This is a genomic window from Microbacterium maritypicum MF109 (assembly GCF_000455825.1).
In the GTDB taxonomy this organism is placed as follows: domain Bacteria; phylum Actinomycetota; class Actinomycetes; order Actinomycetales; family Microbacteriaceae; genus Microbacterium; species Microbacterium maritypicum_A.
Window position 1 is genome coordinate 1 of the sequence record NZ_ATAO01000228.1, and the last position, 20,851, is coordinate 20,851.

The 20,851-nt window shown below is 68.1% G+C and carries 23 protein-coding genes; 15 read left to right on the forward strand and 8 right to left on the reverse strand.

Features of this window, described 5'->3' with window-relative positions; genetic code table 11:
- Positions 1 to 297 precede the first annotated feature (297 nt).
- The gene (locus tag L687_RS39250) at positions 298 to 963 is read left to right on the forward strand and encodes an HAD hydrolase-like protein (protein WP_021201325.1); all 666 of its coding nucleotides are present in this window, start codon (positions 298 to 300) and stop codon (positions 961 to 963) included.
- 92 nt (positions 964 to 1,055) lie between these two features.
- Here L687_RS39250 and L687_RS0122115 read toward each other — a convergent pair whose 3' ends face one another.
- A complete protein-coding gene (locus L687_RS0122115) occupies positions 1,056 to 1,262 on the reverse strand; it encodes a cold-shock protein (protein ID WP_017203899.1) in 207 nt (68 codons plus the stop codon).
- Between the two features lie 520 nt (positions 1,263 to 1,782).
- Between L687_RS0122115 and L687_RS39255 the strand changes: the two genes are divergently transcribed.
- The gene (locus L687_RS39255; protein WP_021201327.1) at positions 1,783 to 2,607 is read left to right on the forward strand and encodes a shikimate 5-dehydrogenase; all 825 of its coding nucleotides are present in this window, start codon (positions 1,783 to 1,785) and stop codon (positions 2,605 to 2,607) included.
- 235 nt (positions 2,608 to 2,842) lie between these two features.
- Here the strand turns inward: L687_RS39255 and L687_RS43270 are convergent, their stop codons facing one another.
- The gene (locus tag L687_RS43270; RefSeq protein WP_017829963.1) at positions 2,843 to 2,977 is read right to left on the reverse strand and encodes a hypothetical protein; all 135 of its coding nucleotides are present in this window, start codon (positions 2,975 to 2,977) and stop codon (positions 2,843 to 2,845) included.
- A 317-nt stretch (positions 2,978 to 3,294) separates the two neighbouring features.
- Between L687_RS43270 and L687_RS39260 the strand changes: the two genes are divergently transcribed.
- From L687_RS39260 to L687_RS39280, 5 genes are all read left to right on the forward strand, one after another.
- Complete coding sequence (locus L687_RS39260; protein WP_021201328.1) at positions 3,295 to 3,579, forward strand: hypothetical protein; 285 nt, start codon at positions 3,295 to 3,297, stop codon at positions 3,577 to 3,579.
- 139 nt (positions 3,580 to 3,718) lie between these two features.
- On the forward strand, positions 3,719 to 4,870 hold the full coding sequence (locus L687_RS39265; RefSeq protein WP_021201329.1) for a calcium:proton antiporter: 1,152 nt from the start codon (positions 3,719 to 3,721) through the stop codon (positions 4,868 to 4,870).
- Between the two features lie 114 nt (positions 4,871 to 4,984).
- On the forward strand, positions 4,985 to 6,016 hold the full coding sequence (gap, locus tag L687_RS39270) for a type I glyceraldehyde-3-phosphate dehydrogenase (RefSeq protein ID WP_021201330.1): 1,032 nt from the start codon (positions 4,985 to 4,987) through the stop codon (positions 6,014 to 6,016).
- A complete protein-coding gene (locus tag L687_RS39275; RefSeq protein ID WP_021201331.1) occupies positions 6,009 to 6,563 on the forward strand; it encodes a peroxiredoxin family protein in 555 nt (184 codons plus the stop codon). Before gap ends, L687_RS39275 begins: the two co-directional genes overlap by 8 nt.
- 178 nt (positions 6,564 to 6,741) lie before the next feature.
- Positions 6,742 to 8,169, forward strand: coding sequence for an MFS transporter (locus L687_RS39280; protein ID WP_021201332.1), 1,428 nt, complete (start codon positions 6,742 to 6,744; stop codon positions 8,167 to 8,169).
- An 84-nt stretch (positions 8,170 to 8,253) separates the two neighbouring features.
- Here the strand turns inward: L687_RS39280 and L687_RS39285 are convergent, their stop codons facing one another.
- The gene (locus L687_RS39285) at positions 8,254 to 9,207 is read right to left on the reverse strand and encodes a GlxA family transcriptional regulator (protein WP_021201333.1); all 954 of its coding nucleotides are present in this window, start codon (positions 9,205 to 9,207) and stop codon (positions 8,254 to 8,256) included.
- 114 nt (positions 9,208 to 9,321) lie between these two features.
- Here L687_RS39285 and L687_RS39290 point away from each other — a divergent pair, with 114 nt between their 5' ends.
- From L687_RS39290 to L687_RS39310, 5 genes are all read left to right on the forward strand, one after another.
- Entirely contained in the window at positions 9,322 to 9,915 is a 594-nt protein-coding gene (locus L687_RS39290) for an isochorismatase family protein (RefSeq protein WP_021201334.1), read from the forward strand.
- A gap of 55 nt (positions 9,916 to 9,970) precedes the next feature.
- The gene (locus L687_RS39295) at positions 9,971 to 10,471 is read left to right on the forward strand and encodes a MarR family winged helix-turn-helix transcriptional regulator (protein WP_021201335.1); all 501 of its coding nucleotides are present in this window, start codon (positions 9,971 to 9,973) and stop codon (positions 10,469 to 10,471) included.
- A complete protein-coding gene (locus L687_RS39300; protein WP_021201336.1) occupies positions 10,468 to 11,271 on the forward strand; it encodes an SDR family oxidoreductase in 804 nt (267 codons plus the stop codon). Before L687_RS39295 ends, L687_RS39300 begins: the two co-directional genes overlap by 4 nt.
- Before the next feature lie 302 nt (positions 11,272 to 11,573).
- Positions 11,574 to 11,840: a hypothetical protein gene (locus tag L687_RS39305; RefSeq protein ID WP_021201337.1), complete on the forward strand. Its 267-nt coding sequence runs from the start codon at positions 11,574 to 11,576 to the stop codon at positions 11,838 to 11,840.
- Positions 11,837 to 12,139 (forward strand): hypothetical protein, encoded by a 303-nt coding sequence (locus L687_RS39310; protein WP_021201338.1) that lies wholly within the window; start codon positions 11,837 to 11,839, stop codon positions 12,137 to 12,139. Before L687_RS39305 ends, L687_RS39310 begins: the two co-directional genes overlap by 4 nt.
- 55 nt (positions 12,140 to 12,194) lie before the next feature.
- Here the strand turns inward: L687_RS39310 and L687_RS39315 are convergent, their stop codons facing one another.
- Positions 12,195 to 12,833, reverse strand: coding sequence for a hypothetical protein (locus L687_RS39315; RefSeq protein WP_152525977.1), 639 nt, complete (start codon positions 12,831 to 12,833; stop codon positions 12,195 to 12,197).
- 150 nt (positions 12,834 to 12,983) lie between these two features.
- Here L687_RS39315 and L687_RS39320 point away from each other — a divergent pair, with 150 nt between their 5' ends.
- Positions 12,984 to 13,952 carry a GNAT family N-acetyltransferase gene (locus L687_RS39320; protein ID WP_031208151.1) on the forward strand — a complete coding sequence of 323 codons (969 nt, stop codon included), beginning with the start codon at positions 12,984 to 12,986 and terminating at the stop codon, positions 13,950 to 13,952.
- Between the two features lie 257 nt (positions 13,953 to 14,209).
- On the opposite strand, the gene L687_RS42000 is transcribed toward L687_RS39320, so the two are convergent.
- From L687_RS42000 to uriT, 3 genes are all read right to left on the reverse strand, one after another.
- Positions 14,210 to 14,941 carry a GntR family transcriptional regulator gene (locus tag L687_RS42000; protein ID WP_152525978.1) on the reverse strand — a complete coding sequence of 244 codons (732 nt, stop codon included), beginning with the start codon at positions 14,939 to 14,941 and terminating at the stop codon, positions 14,210 to 14,212.
- Positions 14,934 to 15,638, reverse strand: coding sequence for a GntR family transcriptional regulator (locus tag L687_RS42005; protein ID WP_021201342.1), 705 nt, complete (start codon positions 15,636 to 15,638; stop codon positions 14,934 to 14,936). Before L687_RS42005 ends, L687_RS42000 begins: the two co-directional genes overlap by 8 nt.
- A 360-nt stretch (positions 15,639 to 15,998) precedes the next feature.
- Positions 15,999 to 17,417, reverse strand: coding sequence for a uridine transporter UriT (gene uriT, locus L687_RS39335; RefSeq protein WP_031208155.1), 1,419 nt, complete (start codon positions 17,415 to 17,417; stop codon positions 15,999 to 16,001).
- A gap of 112 nt (positions 17,418 to 17,529) precedes the next feature.
- Here uriT and L687_RS39340 point away from each other — a divergent pair, with 112 nt between their 5' ends.
- Positions 17,530 to 18,546 carry a LacI family DNA-binding transcriptional regulator gene (locus tag L687_RS39340; RefSeq protein WP_040569840.1) on the forward strand — a complete coding sequence of 339 codons (1,017 nt, stop codon included), beginning with the start codon at positions 17,530 to 17,532 and terminating at the stop codon, positions 18,544 to 18,546.
- A gap of 3 nt (positions 18,547 to 18,549) precedes the next feature.
- Here L687_RS39340 and L687_RS39345 read toward each other — a convergent pair whose 3' ends face one another.
- Positions 18,550 to 19,482 carry a nucleoside hydrolase gene (locus L687_RS39345; RefSeq protein ID WP_021201345.1) on the reverse strand — a complete coding sequence of 311 codons (933 nt, stop codon included), beginning with the start codon at positions 19,480 to 19,482 and terminating at the stop codon, positions 18,550 to 18,552.
- 113 nt (positions 19,483 to 19,595) lie between these two features.
- Between L687_RS39345 and L687_RS39350 the strand changes: the two genes are divergently transcribed.
- Positions 19,596 to 20,444 (forward strand): ribokinase, encoded by an 849-nt coding sequence (locus L687_RS39350; RefSeq protein ID WP_021201346.1) that lies wholly within the window; start codon positions 19,596 to 19,598, stop codon positions 20,442 to 20,444.
- Positions 20,445 to 20,851 lie beyond the last annotated feature (407 nt).

Here is a 20,851-nt window from a genome sequence, read left to right on the forward strand (position 1 = left end):
CTCCATCGCATCGCACCGCGCGTCGAACCTTGCATCCTGCGCCGCGAATCGCGCGTCCATCCGGTTGATCATCCAGCCGAAACCGCTGATGATCGCCACCAGGAGCGTCACTGCTGTCGCCAGCATCGTGATGACTTCCACCGACACGTACATGCCCCCATTCTCGCCCGCGTATCCGCCGATGTCACGACCTTATATGGGGACACACGGTGCCCACATGAGGTGTGCACAAGCTTTTGCGTTGCACACCTGTGCAGGAAGAGCGGACACCCTCCGTCCGGCCCATAGGCTGGAGAGATGCCTCACTCCCCCTACTCCTGCGTGCTGTGGGACGTCGACGGCACCATCGTCGACGCGTCCGTCGGCATCCTCCGCCGGCTCAATGTCGCGCTGACCCACTTCGGCCGACCGGCGCCGACCCGCGAAGAGCTGGTGCACTGGATCGGTCCCCCCATGTTCCAGTCCTTCCAGGATCAGGCCGGCATGACGCCGGAGCAGTCCGCCGAGGCGGTCGCCTTCTACCGCACCCTCGGCAAGGCCGACGGCTACACCACAGACGTCGCGACCTACCCGGGAGTGGTCGACCTCATCCACGAGCTGCACGCCGCCGGAGTGCCCCAGGCGACGGCCAGCTCGAAGCCCGAGAACCAGGTCGACGCACTGGTCGACCACTTCGGTCTGCGCCCTGCATTCCTGACGACCGTCGGGGCGACCCCGGACGAGTCGACCCTCGCCTCGAAGACCGACATCGTGGCAGAGGCTCTTCGTCGGCTGCGCGAGCTCGGCGCCGACACCTCGCGTCCCGTCCTGGTCGGAGACCGGCACCACGACGTCGAGGGTGGCAATGCCAACGGCGTTCCCGTGATCTTCGTCGAGTGGGGGTTCAGTGATTCGCACGAGGGTGACGAGGCCGCGTTCCGCGTGTCCTCGGTCGAAGAGCTGCGCGCGCTGCTGACCGCCTGATCGCCCTCATCAACGCTCAGAAAGCACAGAACTCCCCTCCGGATGACGCATCGGGGACGCGATCCGGTGGGGAGTTCGGTGTCTCGCCCGTCTCAGACGGGGCGAATGTTCTCTGCCTGCAGGCCCTTCGGGCCCTGCGCCACATCGAACTCGACTCGCTGGTTCTCTTCGAGAGACCGGTAGCCGGATGACTGGATGGCGGAGTAGTGCGCGAAGACGTCAGCGCCTCCGTCGTCGGGGGAGATGAAGCCGAAGCCCTTCTCCGAGTTGAACCACTTAACCGTGCCCTGGGTGCTCATGTACTGCCTGTTCTGCTGGTGAAGAAGCCGACGCAGGGATGCCCCGACATCGCTAACGCTAGTGGAGGAGGCCCTGAGCGGAATAGCCGCCGCAAGAAGGTAATCCAAATGTTGCACGAGCGGCATCCGGCCGTCATCGGCGCGAGCGCGGGAGCGGACGCACGAGAACGCCCAGAAAATGGTGTGGCCCTCACCGCGGGGGGAGCGATGAGGGCCGAAGACGACCGGAGGGTGCGTCAGAGACAGCTTAGCCCCTTTTCGATGTTCTTGTCCCCCTTTTGGGGGACAAATCTGAACTTGTCTGCGAGACGAACGACAGCGGCCCCCTCGAGTAGCCCATTGGGGACTGAACTACTCGAGAGGGCCCAATCGCATGCACGGATCGTCTGCCCCTGGGGTGGGCCACCGTCTCCTGGGGAGAGACGTCGACGATCGATCCCCATGTGCACGCACCTTCACCATAGGGGAGGATCCGCGTTCTCGCCACGGACTTTCATCGGCGCGCGAGTAGCCTGATCCGGTGACTCTGCTCAACAAAGACATGACGCTGTGCATCTCGCTGTCGGCACGCCCGAGCAACAACGGAACACGCTTCCACAATCATCTCTACGAGGCGCTCGGCCTGAACTGGATCTACAAGGCGTTCGCGCCGACCGACCTCGCGCAGGCCATCGCAGGTGTCCGGGGTCTCGGCATCCGTGGGTGCGCGATCTCCATGCCGTACAAGGAAGAGGTCATCGCGCTCGTCGACCGGATGGATCCCTCGGCGAGCGCCATCGACTCCGTCAACACGATCGTCAACGACGACGGCGTGCTCACGGCCTACAACACCGACTACTCCGCGATCGCGCAGCTCATCGAACGCGGAGGTCTCGATCGCACGGCCTCGGTGCTGCTGCGCGGATCGGGAGGCATGGCGAAGGCCACGGCCGCCGCGTTCCGCGACGCCGGCTTCACGCGGGTGACGATCATCGCCAGGAATGAGGCGAACGGGCGCCCCCTTGCCGACTTGTACGACTTCGCCTGGACCGCTGGGCTCGACGATGCCAGGGCGGACATCCTGGTCAATGTCACGCCGATCGGCATGGCCGGGGGCGCGGAAGAGCACACGCTGTCGTTTTCGGAAGAGGCGATCGGGGCCGCATCCGTCGTCTTCGACGTGGTGGCCCTCCCCGCGGAGACACCTCTCATCGCTGCGGCTCGCAGGGCTGGCAAGACGGTGATCACGGGGGCGGAGGTGGCGACCCTGCAGGCACTGGAGCAGTTCGTGCTCTACACGGGCATCCGTCCGTCGGCGGAGCAGGTGCGCGCGGCGGAGGAGTTCATGCGAGCCGGAAACGCCTGACGACTGCCCTCCCGCACGCAGCCGGAGCGACGAGCTGTCGGGCACACGCTCCATCTTCGTTCCGGCGCCGATCAGCGATGTGTGGGAGCTTGTCGCATCGGCAGGCCGCATTCCCGAGTGGGGGCCGAGCCGTGGGCACGATCGATGCCACGCTCGAACGCTCGGCAGATCGCGTTCGGCCGGTGGGCGGGCATCTCGCGCAGCGCGGATGTGCCCGCCCACGGGTCGAACCGACTCAGCCCTTCGCGCCCTTGCGGGGCTTGATGAACTCGGCCGGTGCGTTCTTCTCCCGCTTGGCAGCTCGCTTCTCCTTGAGCGAGAGCTGCGGCGCCTTCTTGCTGTCGCGACCCTGGATGGACTTTCCGGACATGGTTACTCGCTTCCCCTTCGGTGGCTGGCGTAACCTCCGACCATAGCCCGGAACCAGGGGAAGTCAAATTTCCCGCTGAACGGGAAAAATCTTCGTCGCCAGGCTCATGCCGTTTTCGGAATATTCAGTGAACTATCTCATGCGCGACACATTGCGACGGTGCCCGCGACAAGCCCTGGCGCCCCCCGGGAATCCGCCGAGGAGGAACCCGAGCAGGCGGCGAGGCGAACGGGTTTGCTACCCTGGGAGCGGAACAACGACGGAGGACGACCTCCGACGGAGAGACAGACCGGGGACGACCCCGACAGGAGTCTCCCGTGAATCACTCGTCGACCTGGCCCCTCTGGGTCGTATCCCGCGAACCTCGGGCCGCACGCGCCACGCTCGTGCTGTGCTTCGTCTCGTTCTCCATGGTCAGCGCGGCAGCACTGTCCGTCGGCGTGCGCGGGATCTGGCTGGAACTCCTCCTCTCGGCGGGATTCCTCGTCTGGGCTACTGCGCAGTGGGGCTGCGTCGAGCGTCGTCGACATCGAGAATCGGCGTTCCGCCGCGACGTCGAGCGGTACATCCACGCGCTCTCCCGCTCCTCCGCTCCGGAGTGACGCCACCGCCGTCGATCGCCGGCCATCCGCCGCGAACGCCGCGTACCATCAGAAGCAGTGCGCTGAGACAGCGCTGCGGCCGGGACGACCCGGTCGTGGTCACCACTCGGGGACGGCCCCAGCTCGAAGGAGTCCGGCGATGTCACGCACGGAACTGAAACAGTTGATCAGCGTCACGGACATCGTCCGCGTCATCCTGGGATGGGGGGCCTTCGCAGCTCTCCTCCTCCTCCACCCGGTGCTGGAACCCCCCGTGCCCACCCCGGTACTCATCATCGCGCTCGGGGCGATCATCGCAGTGATCCTCGTCTGCGCGTTCGGTGTCGTGAAGCAGGCCGAGGCCCTCGCGCATCGCCTCGGCGACCCCTACGGCTCGCTCGTCCTGACCCTGTCGATCGTCCTGATCGAAGTCATCCTGATCTCGGCGGTCATGCTCGGTCCGGGAGAGCACGCCACCATCGCGCGCGACTCGGTCATGGCCGTCTCGATGATCATCCTGAACCTCGTCATCGGCCTCGCACTCCTCCTCGGCGGACTCCGCCATCGCGGCATGGCCCACAATCGCACCGGCACCTCGGCGTATCTGTCGATGCTGGTCGTGCTCGTCGCGCTCGCATTCGGCCTCCCCGCCCTCATCGGCACGGACGGCTCGTACACGACCGCGCAGGAGATCCCGATCATCGTGCTCACCCTCGTGCTCTACGCCTTCTTCCTCTACCGGCAGATGGGTGCCCAGGCGAGTGACTTCACCGAAGTCGACCCGCGCATGCTGGAGACCACTCCGCACCGGGCGAAGGCGGAGGCGGGTGGCGGGATCCGCGAGGTTCTCGCGGAGCATCGCACCGAGGTGCTCGTGCGTCTCGCGCTCCTGGTGGTGACCGTGATCCCCATCGTGCTCCTGTCGCATGACATGGCGGCGCTCCTGGACGACGGCCTGGGCCGCCTCGGAGCGCCGGTCGCCCTCGCCGGCGTGCTCATCGCGGGGATCGTCTTCCTGCCGGAGTCGATCACCGCAGTGCGTGCTGCTCTCGGCGGCGAGGCCCAGCGCGTGAACAACCTGTGCCACGGCGCCCTCGTGTCGACCGTGGGGCTGACCATTCCTGCGGTGCTGATCATCGGCATGTTCACCGGTCAGACCGTCGTTCTGGCGGAGTCGCCGGCGAACCTGCTGATGCTGGGCGTGACACTGCTGCTGTCGGTGACGACGTTCGCCGCGAAGCGGGTGACCGCCATGCACGGCGCCGCGCACCTGGTGACGTTCGCGGCCTACCTGGTGGTGCTCTTCAGCTGATCCTGGGTCGGTGGGGCGATGAACCCCCCACCGACCCCACCCCTCTTCTCGCGTGATATTTTTGGCATAGGCCAAAGTCAATCACCGCCGGAATCCGGCACAGGAGGGAGCATCATGTCCACGAAGATCGCCATCAACGGCTTCGGGCGCATCGGGCGCAACTACTTCCGAGCCCTGCTCGCGAAGCACTCGGATCTCGAGGTGGTCGCGGTCAACGACCTCACCGACACGCGCACGCTCGCCCATCTGCTCAAGTACGACGCGGCGAACGGCACCCTGCCGGGGCCCGTGAAGCACGACGACGCGCACCTGTTCGTCAACGGTCAGGCGATCCGCGTGTTCTCGGAGCGCGATCCACTCCGCCTTCCCTGGACAGACCTCGGCGTCGACATCGTGATCGAGTCGACCGGGCTGTTCACCAAGGCGGAGCTCGCCGCGAAGCACGTCGAGGCCGGGGCGCGGAAGGTGATCATCTCGGCGCCCGCGACCGGAGACGACGGAACGTTCGTGCTCGGCGTGAACGAGCACACCTACGACCCCGAGCGACACCACATCATCTCGAACGCCTCCTGCACGACGAACTGCCTCGCCCCGGTGGCCAAGGTGTTCCACGAAGCCTTCGGGATCGAGGCCGGCCTGATGACGACGGTGCACGCGTACACGGCCGACCAGAACCTGCAGGACGGCCCGCACTCCGACCTCCGGCGCGCACGGGCGGCGGGGGTCAACATCGTCCCCACGAGCACGGGTGCGGCCAAGGCTATCGGACGCGTCATCCCCGAACTCGACGGGAAGCTCGACGGATTCGCGCTGCGCGTGCCGGTGCTCACCGGATCCATCACCGACCTCACCGTCACCGCATCGCGCCCCGTGACCGTGGAAGAGGTGAAGGCCGCCTACCGCGCCGCGGCGGAAGGGCCGCTCAAGGGGATCCTCCGCTACACCGAGGACGAGATCGTCTCCGCCGACATCGTCGCCGATCCGCACTCCTCGATCCTCGACGCGGGATTGATCCGTGTGATCGGCGACCAGGTGAAGGTCTCGGCCTGGTACGACAACGAGTGGGGCTACTCGAACCGCCTGGCAGACCTCACCGAGTACGTCGCAGCGCGGCTGCCCGAGCGTGAGGAGGAAGCCCGTGCCTGAGCCGCTGCTCGGGGCCGACGCCTTCGCGCTCGACGTCTCGGATTGGGTGAACAGTGCCCCGATCAGCCCGGAATCGCTCCGCGGACGCGTCGTGGTCGTCGAAGCGTTCCAGATGCTCTGCCCCGGATGCGTGAGCCACGGCCTCCCGCTTGCCCAGCGTCTCCACGGCATGTTCGACTCCCGCGAGCTCGTCGTGCTCGGGTTGCACACGGTGTTCGAGCATCACGCCGTGATGGGCCGCGAGGCGCTCGAGGCCTTCCTGTCGGAATACCGGATCGAGTTCCCGGTGGCGATCGATCGGCCGCTCGACGGTCAGGCGATTCCGGCGACCATGCACAGATACGGACTCCGGGGAACGCCGTCGACGATCATCGTCGACCGGGAGGGGCGCGTACGTCAGATCGCATTCGGCGCGGTCGATGAACTGGCCCTCGGCACTTACCTCGGGCGTCTTCTCGCCGAACCGACCACACCGTCGATGACGTCGGTCTCCGCCTCGATGTCGGCGGCCGGCGAGGCGTGCAGCATCGACGGCGTGTGCACCTGAGCGTCGACGGACGACCGGCACGCAGGACTCTGTGAAGGCCCGGTCTCTGGGAGGTCCGGGCCTTCGTCAGGTCTCGACGCGAACAGACCCCTTCCAGACATTTTGGATACCCCTACCCCCTATGGGTATATGGTGATCTCTGACCGGACCCACCGGCACGCACCCTCAGGAGGAACCCATGTCCCGCCCGCCCATCTCCCGAGCCCAGCGCTGGCTCGGGCTCGTCCTCATCGCCACGGCGCAGTTCGTCGTCATCATGGACACCTCGATCATCGGAGTGGCTCTGCCCGATATCCAGCGCGACCTGGGCTTCACTCCGGAATCACTGTCGTGGGTGTTCAACGCCTACGTCGTGGCGTTCGGCGGTCTGCTGCTGCTCGGCGGACGCCTGGCCGACGCGTTCGGCGCGAGGAAGATCTTCGTGAGCGGGTGGATCGTCCTCATCATCGGCTCGCTCCTCGCCGGCGCCGCCACCGACGTCGGGCTTGAGATCGCCGGTCGTGCCATTCAGGGTGCCGGGTCCGCTCTGATCGCTCCCGCCGCGCTCACCCTGCTCATGATGCTGTTCGGCGGCACCTCCGACCTTCCCAAGGCGTTCGCGGTGTACGGCGCCGCCGCCCCCATCGGCGGCACGGCTGGTGTCTTCCTCGGCGGAGTGCTGACCGAGTACGCGAGCTGGCCGTGGGTGTTCTACGTGACGGTGCCGATCGCGCTGTTCGTGCTCGCCTTCACGGCATCCACCCTCCCTCGCACCGTCCGCACGGCCGCCGGATCGATCGACGTGGCCGGTGCTCTCACCGTCACCCTCGGTCTCGCTGCCGTCGTCTACGGCGTCGTCAATGCCCCCGAGGTCGGATGGCTCACCTGGTCGACCCTGACCTTCGTGGGCGCCGGAATCGTCCTGCTCGCGATCTTCTTCGTGATCCAAGCACGCAGCCGGAACCCCCTGCTGCGCCTCGGGCTGCTGCGTGCACCGCTGTTGGCCGCGGCCAACAGCGCCCAGCTGCTCCTCGGAGCGGCTTGGGTGTCGATGTGGTTCTTCCTGAACCTCTACCTGCAGCAGGTCCTCGGGGCGAGCGCATTCGCCGCGGGTGCCGCACTGCTGCCGATGACGGGCCTGGTCGTCCTGGTGATGGTCGCCCTCGCCCCTCGCCTCCTTGCGCGGTTCGGAGCCAGGTCGATGATCGTCAGCGGCCTGCTGATCCTCGCCGGCGGCCTGCTCTGGCTGTCGTTCGTCCGCCCGGACGGCGACTACGCCGCGGACGTGCTGCCGGCGTCGCTCCTCGCCGCGCTCGGGATGTCGCTCGCCTTCGTCCCGTCGCTGGGCACCGCGATCAACGCCGCACCTCCGATGGAGACGGGCGTCGCCTCCGGACTCGTGAGCACGAGCTACCAGATCGGATCGGCCCTCGGGCTCGCCGTCCTCACCGCGATCGTCTACGGCATCTCGGGCACCGCTCCGACGGCGGTCGACCTGACGCGCGGGTACTCCGCCGCCTTCCTGGGCGCGGCGATCCTCGCCCTTGTCGGCGCGATCGTCACCGCGATCTGGATGACGAAGCCGCGGGCACGGAGCGAGGCGTCCGAGGAGTCCGTCTCCGTGTGACATCGGCCCCGACACCGACAGCGCCCCGCGGGCGCAGGGGGAGGATGATCCGCCCCCTGCCTCCGCGGGGCGGCGTGCATCCACTCAGGTGGTTCGGAACGCCGACCGATACTGGCTCGGAGTCGCACCGAATGCACGACCGAAGTGCTGGCGGAAGAGCGCGGCCCCGCCGAACCCGGTCGTCGATGCGACCGTGTCGACCGGGAGCGACGTGGCCTCGAGCAGCTCCCGAGCCGCCGCCAGCCGCTGCGCGAGCACCCACTTCGCCACCGTCGACCCCGTCTGCGCCCGAAATTGCCGGGTGAACGAACTCCGGCTGAGATGGGCTCGAGCGGCGAGGACGTCGATGGACAGATCGGCATCGAGGTTCGCGGCACTCCATCGCATCGCCTCGGCGATCGGGGCTCCTCCCGCGTCCGGAACCGGCCGCTCGATGAACTGCGCCTGTCCACCGGAGCGATGGGGCGGTGCGACGATCCTCCGGGCGACCCGGTTCGCGACGAGCTGGCCCTCTCGGCGGGCGAGGAGGTGCAAGCAGGCGTCGATCCCGGCCGTGGCGCCTGCTCCCGTGACGATCTGCCCCTGGTCGATGTACAGCTCGTCCGGTTCGAGCGCGACCCGGGGGAACCTGTGCCGGAACACGTCGGCCCACTTCCAGTGCGTGGTCGCGGTGCGACCCTCCAACACGCCGCTGTCGGCGAGGGGAAAAGCCCCGAGGCAGAGTCCGACCAGTTCGGCTCCCTCGTCGTGCGCTTCCCGCAGCGCGCTCGACAGCTCATCCGGCGCCGCCCGGTCGGGCTCGCCCCACCACGGCACCACGACGACGTCGGCACCGCGAACCGCTTCGAGCCCGTGTCGCACGTCGATGTCGAAGTCGGCGGAGGTGCGGAGCGTGCCCGCGCGCAGCGCCGCGACGCGGATGGGCCATGGATCGATCTCGCCGACGGGCGTCTCGCCTCCCCACACGAGGGACGGGACGGACAGGTGGAAGGGGCTGATGCCGTCCACGGCGATCACGGTCACACGCGGTGCGCTCATTGCGCGTCCCTCCATCCTTAGGGCGAGCCGATCACGGCGACGGCTGACCCGAATCCGGCTGTTCAGAGTCGTTCGGGTCAACAAGACTACAGACGACCCGAGAGAGGACACCTCATGACCACGTCATCCACACTCCGCGCCCTGAGCGGCTTCGTCGACGCCCCTGCCGCCCTCGCGGCCTCGACCGTCATCCTCGTCGACTTCCAGAACACCTACACCCGCGGAGAGATGGAGCTCGACGGGTGGGACGCCGCCCTCGACGCCGCGGCCGACCTCCTCATGCGGGCCCGCAGCGCCGGTGCGACGGTGATCCACGTGCAGCACGACGGCGGGGTCGGCTCGGCATACGACATCCGCGAGGACATCGGCGCGATCCACGAGCGTGTCGCTCCGACCGACGGGGAGGCGGTCGTCGTGAAGACCGCTCCGAACTCCTTCGTCGGCACCGAGCTCGGAGACCTCATCGACGCCGCGGGCCACGACGATGTCGTGATCGCCGGGTTCATGACGCACATGTGCGTCACCTACACGACCGAGGGCGCCTTCCTCCGCGGAAACCGTCCGACGGTGGTCGCTGCCGCCACCGCGACGCGAAGCCTCCCCTCGGTCGTCGGCGACGTGTCGGCCGCGCAGCTGCACCGCGCAGCCCTCGCCGGCATCGCCGATCTGTACGCCACGGTCGTCGCGACAGCGGCCGACCTCTCTTGACGGACAGCCCTCCCTTTACAGTTGCCTCACGCAACTGAGCTGATACGATGAGCTTGTGGCGATCGAAGGCAGGATCGAAGACATCCGTGAGGCGCTGGTCGGCGTCGTCGCGGAGTGGACGCAGAGCGAGCTGCAGGTAGAGGTCGCCGAGAGCGTCGACAGATCCCTCGATGCCGCAGAGGTGCGCAGCCTGTACCTGGTCGGCATGAGCGGCGGCTCCCTGGGGTTCAGTCAGCTGGCCGATCGAGCCGCGTTGTCGCGCCCGACGACGTCGAAGCTGGTCTCGCGGATGTCAGCGCAGGGCTTCTTCGACCGGGTCCGCTCCGGCCGCACGGTCGATGTGCGCCTGACGGACGCGGGCCGCGAAGCCTACGGACGACTCGTCGCCGCCGGGCAGCAGATGGTCGGCGGCGCCCTCGCGGGCTGGTCGACACAGGAGATCGCCCAGTTCCAGGCTCACCTCAGCCGTTTCGTCGCCGCCCTGCCAGGGGCGACACAGGCGACCGTATCGCGGTCGCCGTCCGATGCCGTCTCATCACCCCAGGAGGAATCATGACCCGCACCTATGTCGTCACCGGCGCCGCATCCGGCATCGGCGCCGCGACCGCCGAGCTGCTTCGCGCGCACGGACACACCGTGATCGGTGTCGACCTCGCCGGCGTGGAGGTCACAGGCGACCTCTCGACTCCCGAAGGCCGCGCTGCCGCCGCGGACGCCGTGCTCGCCACCGCCGACGGAGGCATCGACGCGATCATCGCGTGCGCGGGGATCGCGGCGCCGATCGCCAAGACCATGGCGATCAACTACTTCGGTGTGACCGAGTTCCTCACCGCGCTGCTGCCGAACCTGAGCCTGGCGGACCAGCCGCGCGCCGCCGTGGTGTCGTCGATGGCATCGCTGCAGCCCGTCTCGGCCGAGCTCGTCGACGCGGCACTGAGCGGCGACGAGCCCCTCGCCCTCGAGATCGGCGATCAGCTCGCCGCCACGGCTGAGGGAGGGTTCCTCAACTACTCCTCGAGCAAGCGCGCCCTCTCGCGCTGGGTGCGACGCGCGTCGGTCTCCGACGCCTGGGCCGGTGCGGGGATCCCCCTCAACGCCGTCGCGCCCGGCACGGTCACCACGGCCATGACCGCCGGATTGCTGGCGAGCCCTGAGGGCCTGGCACAGGTCGACGCCGCCGTGCCGATGCCCCTCAACTACCACCAGCCCGCATCGTCGATCGCCGAGCTGCTGGTGTGGCTGACCAGCCCGGCCAACACCCATATGGCAGGTCAGACCATCTATTGCGACGGCGGTGCCGACGCCGTGCTGCGCGGCGACGACATCTGGTCCTGGAACGACGCTCCGCGCGCCTGACACCCACCCCGCGAGAAGGCCCGGTCCCCCGTGGATCGGGCCTTCTCGGCGCTTCCGACCCACTCGGACCACCTCCTTATTTTGAATGACTAAAAATAAGTGTTACTGTCGTAGGGAACCGGACGGCCAGATCGTCCTTCCCTCCGTCGGCATCCGACAGCTCTGCGGGAAGGCTCCTGGCCGCAGGACAGCGCGCCGTCCGTCGGGGGTCTCTGGCCCCAGGGGGTGTTCGGCGCGCCCACGCGCAAGAACGGATGCACCCGCGTTCGACGGCGCCAGGAGACACAGGAGAGGAATCACTGATGGAGGAGAACCGAACCGGTTGGAAACCGAACCCGGTGTTCAGTTCGATGCCGCATTCGATGGGCCGCGGCTCCCGCGAGGACATCGTCTGGGAGGCGCTCGACCGCGTGAACGGCAAGCCGGCACCCACGATGGGGACGATGCAGGCCGCCATGGGGAACGAGGCGCAGATCCGCATCGTCCACGACACCATCCGCGCCTACCTCGACGCGCACGGTCTCCGCGACACCAGCGAGCTGGGCGTCCGAGCCGGTGACCTCGCATGAGACGGCGAGCCGCGCAGGCCGCGCAGACGATGCACATCCGCTCGACCGAGCTCTGCCGTACGCCGCCCGCCTCCCTCGACGACGATCAGTTCGTCGCCCAGCTCGGATCCGTCGGCCTCGGTAGCACGTCATACGTGGTCGGACGGCGCGATCCGCACGCTCCCGAATGGATCGTGCTCGACTACGCCACCGGTGGACACGAGCGAGTGTGGCGGCGGACACGACCGCAGACGGACGGCCTGCTCGCGTACGTCCTCGTCGAGGACGACTCCTCGAACGGATACGTGTCGGCCGCCTGACGGGAGCGTCGGTCGCCCGGCGGGAGCGGGGCGACCGACATGCGCAGAACGAGGGTCAATCCCCGAACACGACCACCGATCGCCTCCGCGAGCGCGCGGCCTGGATGGCCACGGCTCCCATCGCTCCGGTGGCGAGGATTCGTGTCAGCGTCAGCACGTGGGAGACGAGGATCATCGCATTCTGATCGGTCACGCTGCCGGACATCACGGCGACCTCGATCAACGACCCCAGGATCACCGTGGCGAGCGCGCCCGCGGGGACCACGTTCCAGGGCTTCGCGAGTGGACTGCGGAGGACACCTGCCACGATCGTTCCGCTGAGCCCCAACCCCACGAGGGCGTCCACGTAGATCGGTGCAGCCGACGTGATGTCGAACGACGCCGCCAGCGACGGGGGACCGACCGGCAGCCAGACCGCCAGGAGAAAGAGGGAGATGACCGCGGACCTCGGCGGCCGCAGGGTGCCGTCACGACGTGCAGCTCCGACCCCGGCCGCGGCGAGCGCGAGGCTGAAGGCCACGGTCGCCGCCGTCGAAATACCGACGAGAGCATTCCCCTCGAGCGACCCGGGGAGACTGCGGAACGCGGCCAGCAGCGCCGAGACGATGAAGAGCACTCCGGAGGCCAGCCACCATGGCGACCACCGCGTCGATGCGCCCTCGACCGCGACCATCGGGGATTCAGGTCCACTCATCGCTCACCGCTCGTCATCGTTCAGGGCAGGTCCTGCCTCCACCCTCTCAGAGGCTCCGTGACAGCGCGAAAAGGGATGAACGCCTCCCTGGCATGGCACCCTGGTCATGCACCCGCCCGTCGTCGAACCCCCGAAAGCGTCGTGACCGCGATGAGCATCCGCGTCGAACCCGTCGATCCGCAGAACGTCACCCTCTTGCTGCGGTGGAACGGCATCCTCCGCGACGGGTGCGCCTTCGGCCGTCAGAAGGCGTGGTCCCGCAGCGACGAGGCCACGCGCCTGCAGTTCCAGAACCCGCATCCCACCCGCAGCTCGGTGCTGCTGCTCGCGGAGATCGACGGAGTGCCGGTCGGCGCGGCCGAGGCGCACGCGCACCCTGGCGAGCCGGCAGACGTCGAGATCGCCGTTCTCGATGCGTTCCGTCGACGCGGAGTCGCCCGTGCGCTGCTCCACGCCGTGCGGAACACCCTGCGCGGCACCGCCACGGTGATGCGCACCGAGACGTACTCCGATGCCGGCGTCTCGTTCGCACGTTCCGAGGGCATGCGGATCGGCGTCCGCGAGAGCCGGCAGGTGGTCGATCTCCCGCTGCCGCAGGGCATCCTCGACAGCTTCCCCGGCCCGCCGTCGAACGTCGAGGTCATCTCGTGGGTGGACGCCTGTCCGGAGGAGCTTCTCGACGACTGGGCTCGGCTGCGCGCGCACATGTCGGACGACGTACCGATGGGCGACCTGACACGCACTGCCGCGCCCGTCGATGTCGCGGCCGTCCGCCGGAACGAGGAGCGCATGTCGGAACAGGGGTATGCCCTGGTGCGGAGCGTCGCTCGCATCGACGGGCACTCCGTCGGCTACACCGAGATCCTGCTCTCTCGGCCCGATCCGACGATCGCCCTTCAGGACGACACCTTCGTCGAGGAGCGGGTTCGAGCTCGCGGCATCGGGCGTGCGCTGAAGGTCGCCAACCTCCGCCGACTCCTGAGCGTTCCGGAGAGTGCCGGCTCGCGTTTCCTGCAGACGTACACGGCGCTGACGAACGAGCCGATGCTCGCCCTCAACAGGTCGGTCGGGTTCGAGGAGGTCGACGTGCTCACCGTTCTCGAGGGGCCGCTGGGCTGACGGCCGTCCCGATCGCCGGCCGCGCTCTCCTCACGATCCGGCAGCGGTCGGCTCACACTCTTCATCACCGGATGGACGTCCGCCGGCCGCCGTGGGGAACGGCGGCCAACGAACGAGGCGCAGCACCCCTCGATGGTGATCTTGGGGACGATCACCGTGACGGCGGGGAAGCCAGGGATGCTGGGCGGTCGCCCTCAGAAGGCGACTACTGAACGGTATCCACTCTCCGACCGGCCCAGTGAAATATCGGTGCGCGGTCAGTTCAGGATGAGGTCATCGAGCACGTAGACGTAGAGGTCGCCGACGATCTCCGCCCCTTCGTGCGCGGCCCCGTCGTCGACCGCTTCGAGAAGCTCCGCGACCGCGCCCGTCACCATCGCGGCGTTGCGCTCGCGCCCGAGGTGCGTGAACCCGAGCACGAGGGCGGGACGCTTGGCGGCGTGCATCGCTTCGAGGTACTGGCTTCGCGAGTAGGACGCCAGTATCTGGAAGAGGTTCCAGGTCAAGCCGGACGCGACCCGGTGATCGACGGATTGCGCCCGCCATGCCGTGATCGCCTGCTCGGCGGCCACCCGGAACGCCCGGCGCTCGCTCGGGGTCGCCCGCGCGATGCCCAGGGTCGCGGCCAGAGTCGACAGCCCGGAGCATTCCGCGACGACGGCCGCGAGCCACGCGCGTGTGGGGGTCGCCACCACCGACGACTTGTGCGCACGAGCCTCGACCAGATGCTGCACCGTCAGGATCGATATCGCCTCGCGCACGGTGTTCGTGGCGACGTCGAGCTCCTTCGCGAGCGTCGAGACCGTCAACGCGGCTCCCGGGGGCAGCTCGCCGGTCTCCATCTTGCGGGTCAGTGCCTCGACGACCGACTCCAGCCGTGTGGCCACAGGTCTCGGCGCGTCCAGATCCTTCCGATCGACGAGGTCGAGGATCTCGACCGACAGGAACGAGGGAGCACCCGCGCGCCTTTCCGACTCCGGGCTACTCACCGGGATGCCGCCATTCGCCGGTCAGCGCCGCCCGCAGTGGCTCGACCGTGGTGACGCGGAAGAGCTCGAAGACGGCATCCCGTGCGGCCGCGCCGTCTCGCGCTCGAAACGCCACCCGCAGCGGCTCCACGAGTACGCGCTGCTGCTGTCCGAGCCATTCGGGGAGAGGGCGATCCTGTACCGAGCGGCTCAGGTGCAGCACGAGGTTGCGATCGAGGATCTCGGTCACGATCGCGTTGTCGGCGAGTTCGATCACCTCGACCCACAGGGCGAACCAGAGCCGCAGCCCGTCCGGCATCCCTCCGCGAGTGAGGTCGGAGTCCAGGATCGCCTGCACGCGGGCATCGAGGGAGTCGAGCTGGGCGTCGGTGAGGGCGGGCACCACCTTCGCGGCTGCGTAGGCGATCAGCGCGCCAGCGGCCTCGGCGCGATCCGCCTGTGCCCGCAGATCGATGGGGGCCACCCGCGTGAAGCGGTTCGAGCTCATCTCGACCAGGCCCACGTCGGCGAGCCGGATGAGGGCCTCCCTGATCGGTGTGCGGGAGACGCCGTATTCGGCCTGCAGGTCCTGATCGCGGATCTCCTCGAGCGGAGCCAGGCGTCCGGTCACGATCTCCTGAGCCAACCGCGCGTACACCTGATCTCGGATCAGAGTACGAGGACGGGCCTTCGTCGAGGGCTTCGGCTCGTCCGTCATACCGGCCAGACTAACCAGCAGCCTTCGATTTGTCTCCGCCGTGGTGGGCTGGCGCATCTTCTCCCGTGGCGGGGGCGGTGGAGGGGGACGCGGAGGAGGCAGCCGAAGCGCACGCGGCGAGCGCGAGCGCCGAGGTGCTGAGCCCGACGGCGGCCAAAGCGAGAGCGAAACGGGGGTCTGGGGTGCGTGCGGTCACAGAACGTCTTCTCTGGGGAGGGTGGACTTCCATCGTCGCCGGGACGGCACGGGGAAGCATCGGCCGAAGGTAGCGGCGGCGTCGTACTACGGACGGATGTTTCCCGAGTGTTCGATGACGAGGACCCCCGCCCGGGGCGGGCGAGGGGCCCTCTGTGACGCGGACTAGCGCGACAGCTCGGCGGTCACGGGCTTGGGGATGAACATCGAGAAGACGAGGGCGCCGACCAGCACCACCGCCCCGGTGATCAGTGCCGCGACGTATCCCGCCGTCGCATCGCCTGCTCCGGAGGCGAACGAGGTCTGCGCCGCGTAGATGACGACGAAGCTCAGTCCCGCCCCGAGGTTGATGGCGCCCGTGTTCAGGCCGGGAAGCGAGCCAGGGCGGTCCTTCGGCGACAGCACGACACCCAGGCCGTTGAGCATGATGTTGCCGATCCCGGCATAGGTGACGCCGACCGCGATGGAGAGGAGGAGCAGGACGAACCGGGATGAGGTCTCGACATTGGCGACCATGATCGCGAGCACCGCGACGGTGCCGCCCAGCCCGATGCGCAGCATCGTGCGGTACCCGACGGTGGCGGCGAGCCTGCCGCTGAGCGGTCCCATCAGGAGGCCGGCGAGCGCGTAGGGCATCAGGATCCACAATGAGACCTCCTCGGCAGTCATCGCGAGGTTCATCGCCGTGTCCTGCGCGAGGGCGGGGACCACTCCGTTCATGATCGCGAAGATCCCCGACAGGGTGAGCAGCGAGGTGGCGCTGAGCGCCCAGGTGGCTCGTTGCTTGAGTTGGGCCGTCGAGACGAGCGGATCGTCGATCCTGCCCTCGAGCTTCCAGAAAGAGGTGAACGCCACGACGGCGACGACCGCGAGAACGATCACGAGCACCAGGTTCGCCTCGGCGAGCGCGCCCAGTTCGTTGAGAGCGACGAGCATCGACCCCACCGAGATGACCAGCAGCAGTGATCCCCACCAGTCCATACGCGGGCGGTCGTCGGCCATCGTCTCCGGGGCGAGGTATCGCACGGTGAGCGCAGCGATGATCGCCACACCCGCCATCGTCCAGAAGATGGAGGCGAAGCCGTGGTTCGTCGCCAGGTATCCGCCGAGCAGAGCATCTCCACCGGCGATCCCTCCGTTGACCGCCGTGACGACACCGAGGAGGGTCCCGTACGCCTTCGGATCCTTGACGGCCGCCCGCAGCATGATGAGGCAGAGAGGCACGACCGGCCCCGAGACGCCTTGGATGAGGCGACCGATGAAGAGCATCGGGACGTTGGTGGCCAGCGCCGCGACGACGCAGCCGATCGCCATCACCACGAGCATTCCGACCAGGACGCGTCGGCGCCCGATCAGGTCACCCAGGCGGGGGAGGAACAGGGTGAACAGCGCGGCGGCCGTGAAGAAGACGGTCTGCGTCGCGGCGATCTCGGTCGACGTCGCATCGAGCTCGCGCTCCATCGTCACCAGCGCGGGGCTCAGCATGCTGGCGTTGAGCTGGAAGGCCAGGCACGCGGCGAGGAGGGCGATCATCAGCGACACCACGCTGGTCCGGGTGCGAACCGCATCTACTTGATTGGTCATTGCTCACTTCTTCGTGTCGAATCGTTGGCTGTTCGCGTGCGTAATCCTTTACGCACGCCCTATCTTGGACTGATGGTGTCGACGGCGGCACCGGTCAGGGTGGGAAGTCGTGGTGAAGAAGGCGTCCGTCACGCTGCACGAGGTGGCAGCCGCCGCCGGTGTGTCCATCGCGACCGTCTCGCGAGCCCTCAACGGCAAGGACCGGGTGTCCGGTCGCACCGCGGAGCATGTGGCCGAGGTGGCCGAGCGACTCGGCTATCGGGTGAACCTCATCGGCCGCGGCCTGCGCGCCGGCACCGGCGCCACCATCGGCGTCGTGGTCCCGGTCATCAGCAACCCCTTCTACGGTGAGCTCATCCACCGCCTCGAGGACCATCTGCAGCGCCGCGGCTTCGATCTCGTCATCGCGGACTCCCACGGCGAGGTCGACCGCGAACGCGACCGCCTCCGCATGCTGGTCGAACGTCGCGTCGAGGGCATCTTCGTGGTCCCCTCCGACGCCGAGCTCTCGTTCGACGCCGTCGCAGACACCGCGCGAAGGGTTCCGCTCGTGCAGCTCGACCGTCGCGTGCTCGATCTTCCTGCCGACTTCGTGGGTGTCGACAACGACGCCGGCATCGATCTCGCCGTCGAGCACGTCACCGCCCGGGGCGCACACCGTGTGGTGCTCGTCTCGGGCAACGACGTCACCTCCGTGGGCCGTGAACGACGAGCGGCGTTCGAGGCCACGGTGCGCACCCGATCGATGCCCCGCGAACAGAACATTTTCGGCGAGTACCTGCTTGCCTTCGGCGAGAGGGCTGCGGAGGAGCTGCTGGCGCGCGGCCCTCTTCCCGATGCGATCATCGCCGGCGACGACCTCGTCGCTGCCGGGGCCATCGCGGCGCTGAAACGTGCCGGCAAGAGCGTGCCCTCCGATGTGCAGGTCACCGGCTTCGACGGCACGATGCTCGCCGACGTATGCGAACCGCGGTTGACGACCGTGGTGCAGCCGTTCGACGAGCTCGCCCGGGAGGCGACCGAGGCGCTGGTGCGTCGAATGGACGATCCCGAGGCCCCGTACGTGCTCAGCCGCCTCGCGCCGAGTCTGCGTGTGGCCGAGTCGACGACGCTCGTCGCGCCGCGCTGAACGTCAGGCCAGTGCCGCGACAGCATCCGTCACCAGGTTCCAGAACTTCGGCACGTCGAGGGTGATCGCGACGTCGGTGTTCGGCTCCTTGCCCAGCATGTCGTGAAGATCGACGCAGGTCGCGCCCGCCGTGAACTCACCCGCGGTCTCGATGTCGACGTGGCAGCGCTGGATCGATGCGACGGCGCGGTCGATCGCGATCGCCACGGTGATGGGATCGTGCAGAGGGCCTTCGGGCATCCCCTCCGCCTTCTCGTAGGTGCTGCAGAAGAAGCGCAGCAGCTCCACGCCGAAGGCCGCTGTCTCGTTGCCGACCGCACCGATCCGCCGGATCACCTCTTCGGTGATCAGCGCCTGATGGGAGATGTTGAGCCCGACCATCGTCAGCGGCAGCCCGAAGGCGAACACGACCGCTGCGGCTTCCGGGTCGGCCCAGGCGTTGAACTCCGGGTACGCGCCGACGTTGCCGCGGCCGGTCGAGCCGCCCATCCAGATGATCTCCTTGATCTGGGGCGCGACCTCCGGGTGCTGCTGCAGCAGGAGCGCGATGTTGGTGAGGGGGCCGGTCGGGATCAGCGTGATCGGCTCCGGTGAGGCGGCGAGAGTGTCGGCGAGGAACTCGACCGCGTGACGGGGGTCCAGCGGCACCGTGGGCTCCGGGAGGGCGGGCCCACCCAGGGCGTTCTCCCCATGGATCCATGCCCCGGGCGTCAGCTCACGGGTGAGCGGCTTGTCGGCACCTGCCGCGACCGGCACGTTCTCGACACCGGCGACGGTGAGGGCGATCCGCGCGTTCCGGGTCGTGTGCTCGAGGTAGCCGTTGCCGCCGACAGTGGTCACCCCGCGTAGGTCGATGGCGTCGTTTGCGGCTGCGAGCCAGATCGCGAAGACGTCATCGTGGCCCGGATCGCAGTCGAGAAGGACGGGAGTGGTCATGGTGCTCCTTTGCAGATGTTCGTGCGTAAACGTTTACACTTTCTCACGGGAACGTCAAGTCGACTGCGACGCCGTCGTTCCGATCCCGCCTCCTCGATCCGAAAGCTGCCGCCATGGTCACTCCCGCTCTTCCGTCTCTCGTCGTCGTCGGCAGTGCGAACGTCGACGTCACCGCGTTCGTCGATCGCCTCCCCACCGCAGGTGAGACCGTGGCGGGAGGACGACTCTCCCGCGATCTGGGCGGGAAGGGTGCGAATCAGGCCGTCGCCGCCGCGAAGCTCGGGGGACGGGTGCGCATGGTCGGCGCCGTCGGCGATGACGCCGACGGGACCTGGACGCGAGAGGAGATGATCCGGGCCGGAGTGGACGTCGCCGATCTGCGGACCGTGGACGCACCTACCGGAACGGCCCTGATCGTGGTGGATTCCGACGCCGAGAATCAGATCGCGGTCTGCCCGGGAGCGAACGACCACGTGGCCCTCGACGGGGTGACCTTCCGAGAAGACGAGGCGGTGCTCATGCAGTTGGAGATCGCACTCGCCGTCGTCGAAGCGGTGGCCGCCATCGCCACCGGTTTCGTCGCGGTCAACGCCGCCCCCGCCCAGCCCTTGCCCGAGGCCCTGCTGCGCCGCGTGGACCTGTTCATCGTGAACGAGACCGAACGCGAGCTCATGCCCGAGCTCGCCGAAGCCGAGCTCGTCGCCGTCACCTACGGGGCGGCCGGGGCGGCGTTGTACCGCCGGGGCGAGGAGATCGCACGGGCCGACGGCGTCCGTGCGGAGGCCGTGAACACCGTCGGCGCGGGCGATGCGTTCTGTGCGGCTCTCGTGCTCGCGCTTCGCGCCGGAAATTCGCCGGCCGACGCGCTCGCAGCCGCCTGTGCGGTCGGATCCGCGGCCGTGTCGCACCTCTCGTCGCAGCCGCCGCTCGCGCACCTGAACCGGTATCTGCCCGTGCGGTGAGGAGGCTGACCGCACCTCCGGCGCCGGCTCCGTGGGCGCGGCGTCCACGGACCTGATCCAAAAGAGAAGGCCCGGCTTCCTCAACGGAACCGGGCCATTCTCACACTCGGATCGGATGAACATCCGAAACGCACCTACTGTGGGGGTTTCAGCTTTTCCGCGATCCCAGTCGAGAGTAAGGCTCGTGGAAGGGGGATTTCAGCGCTTTCCACGCTAAGCACTCCGATTTTCCACACCCTCGGAAAGCCTTTGTGTCTCCGGGATGTGCATCTGCCCGCACACGCCCGAGACGGACACGCTTTCGCCTGCGAGGATCGCCCTCAGATCGGTGGATTCCTGTTTCATCCCGGGCTGCGCGAGCAAGCTGGAGTCTCACTTCAAGCCCAATGGCATAGACCGCAGTCCGT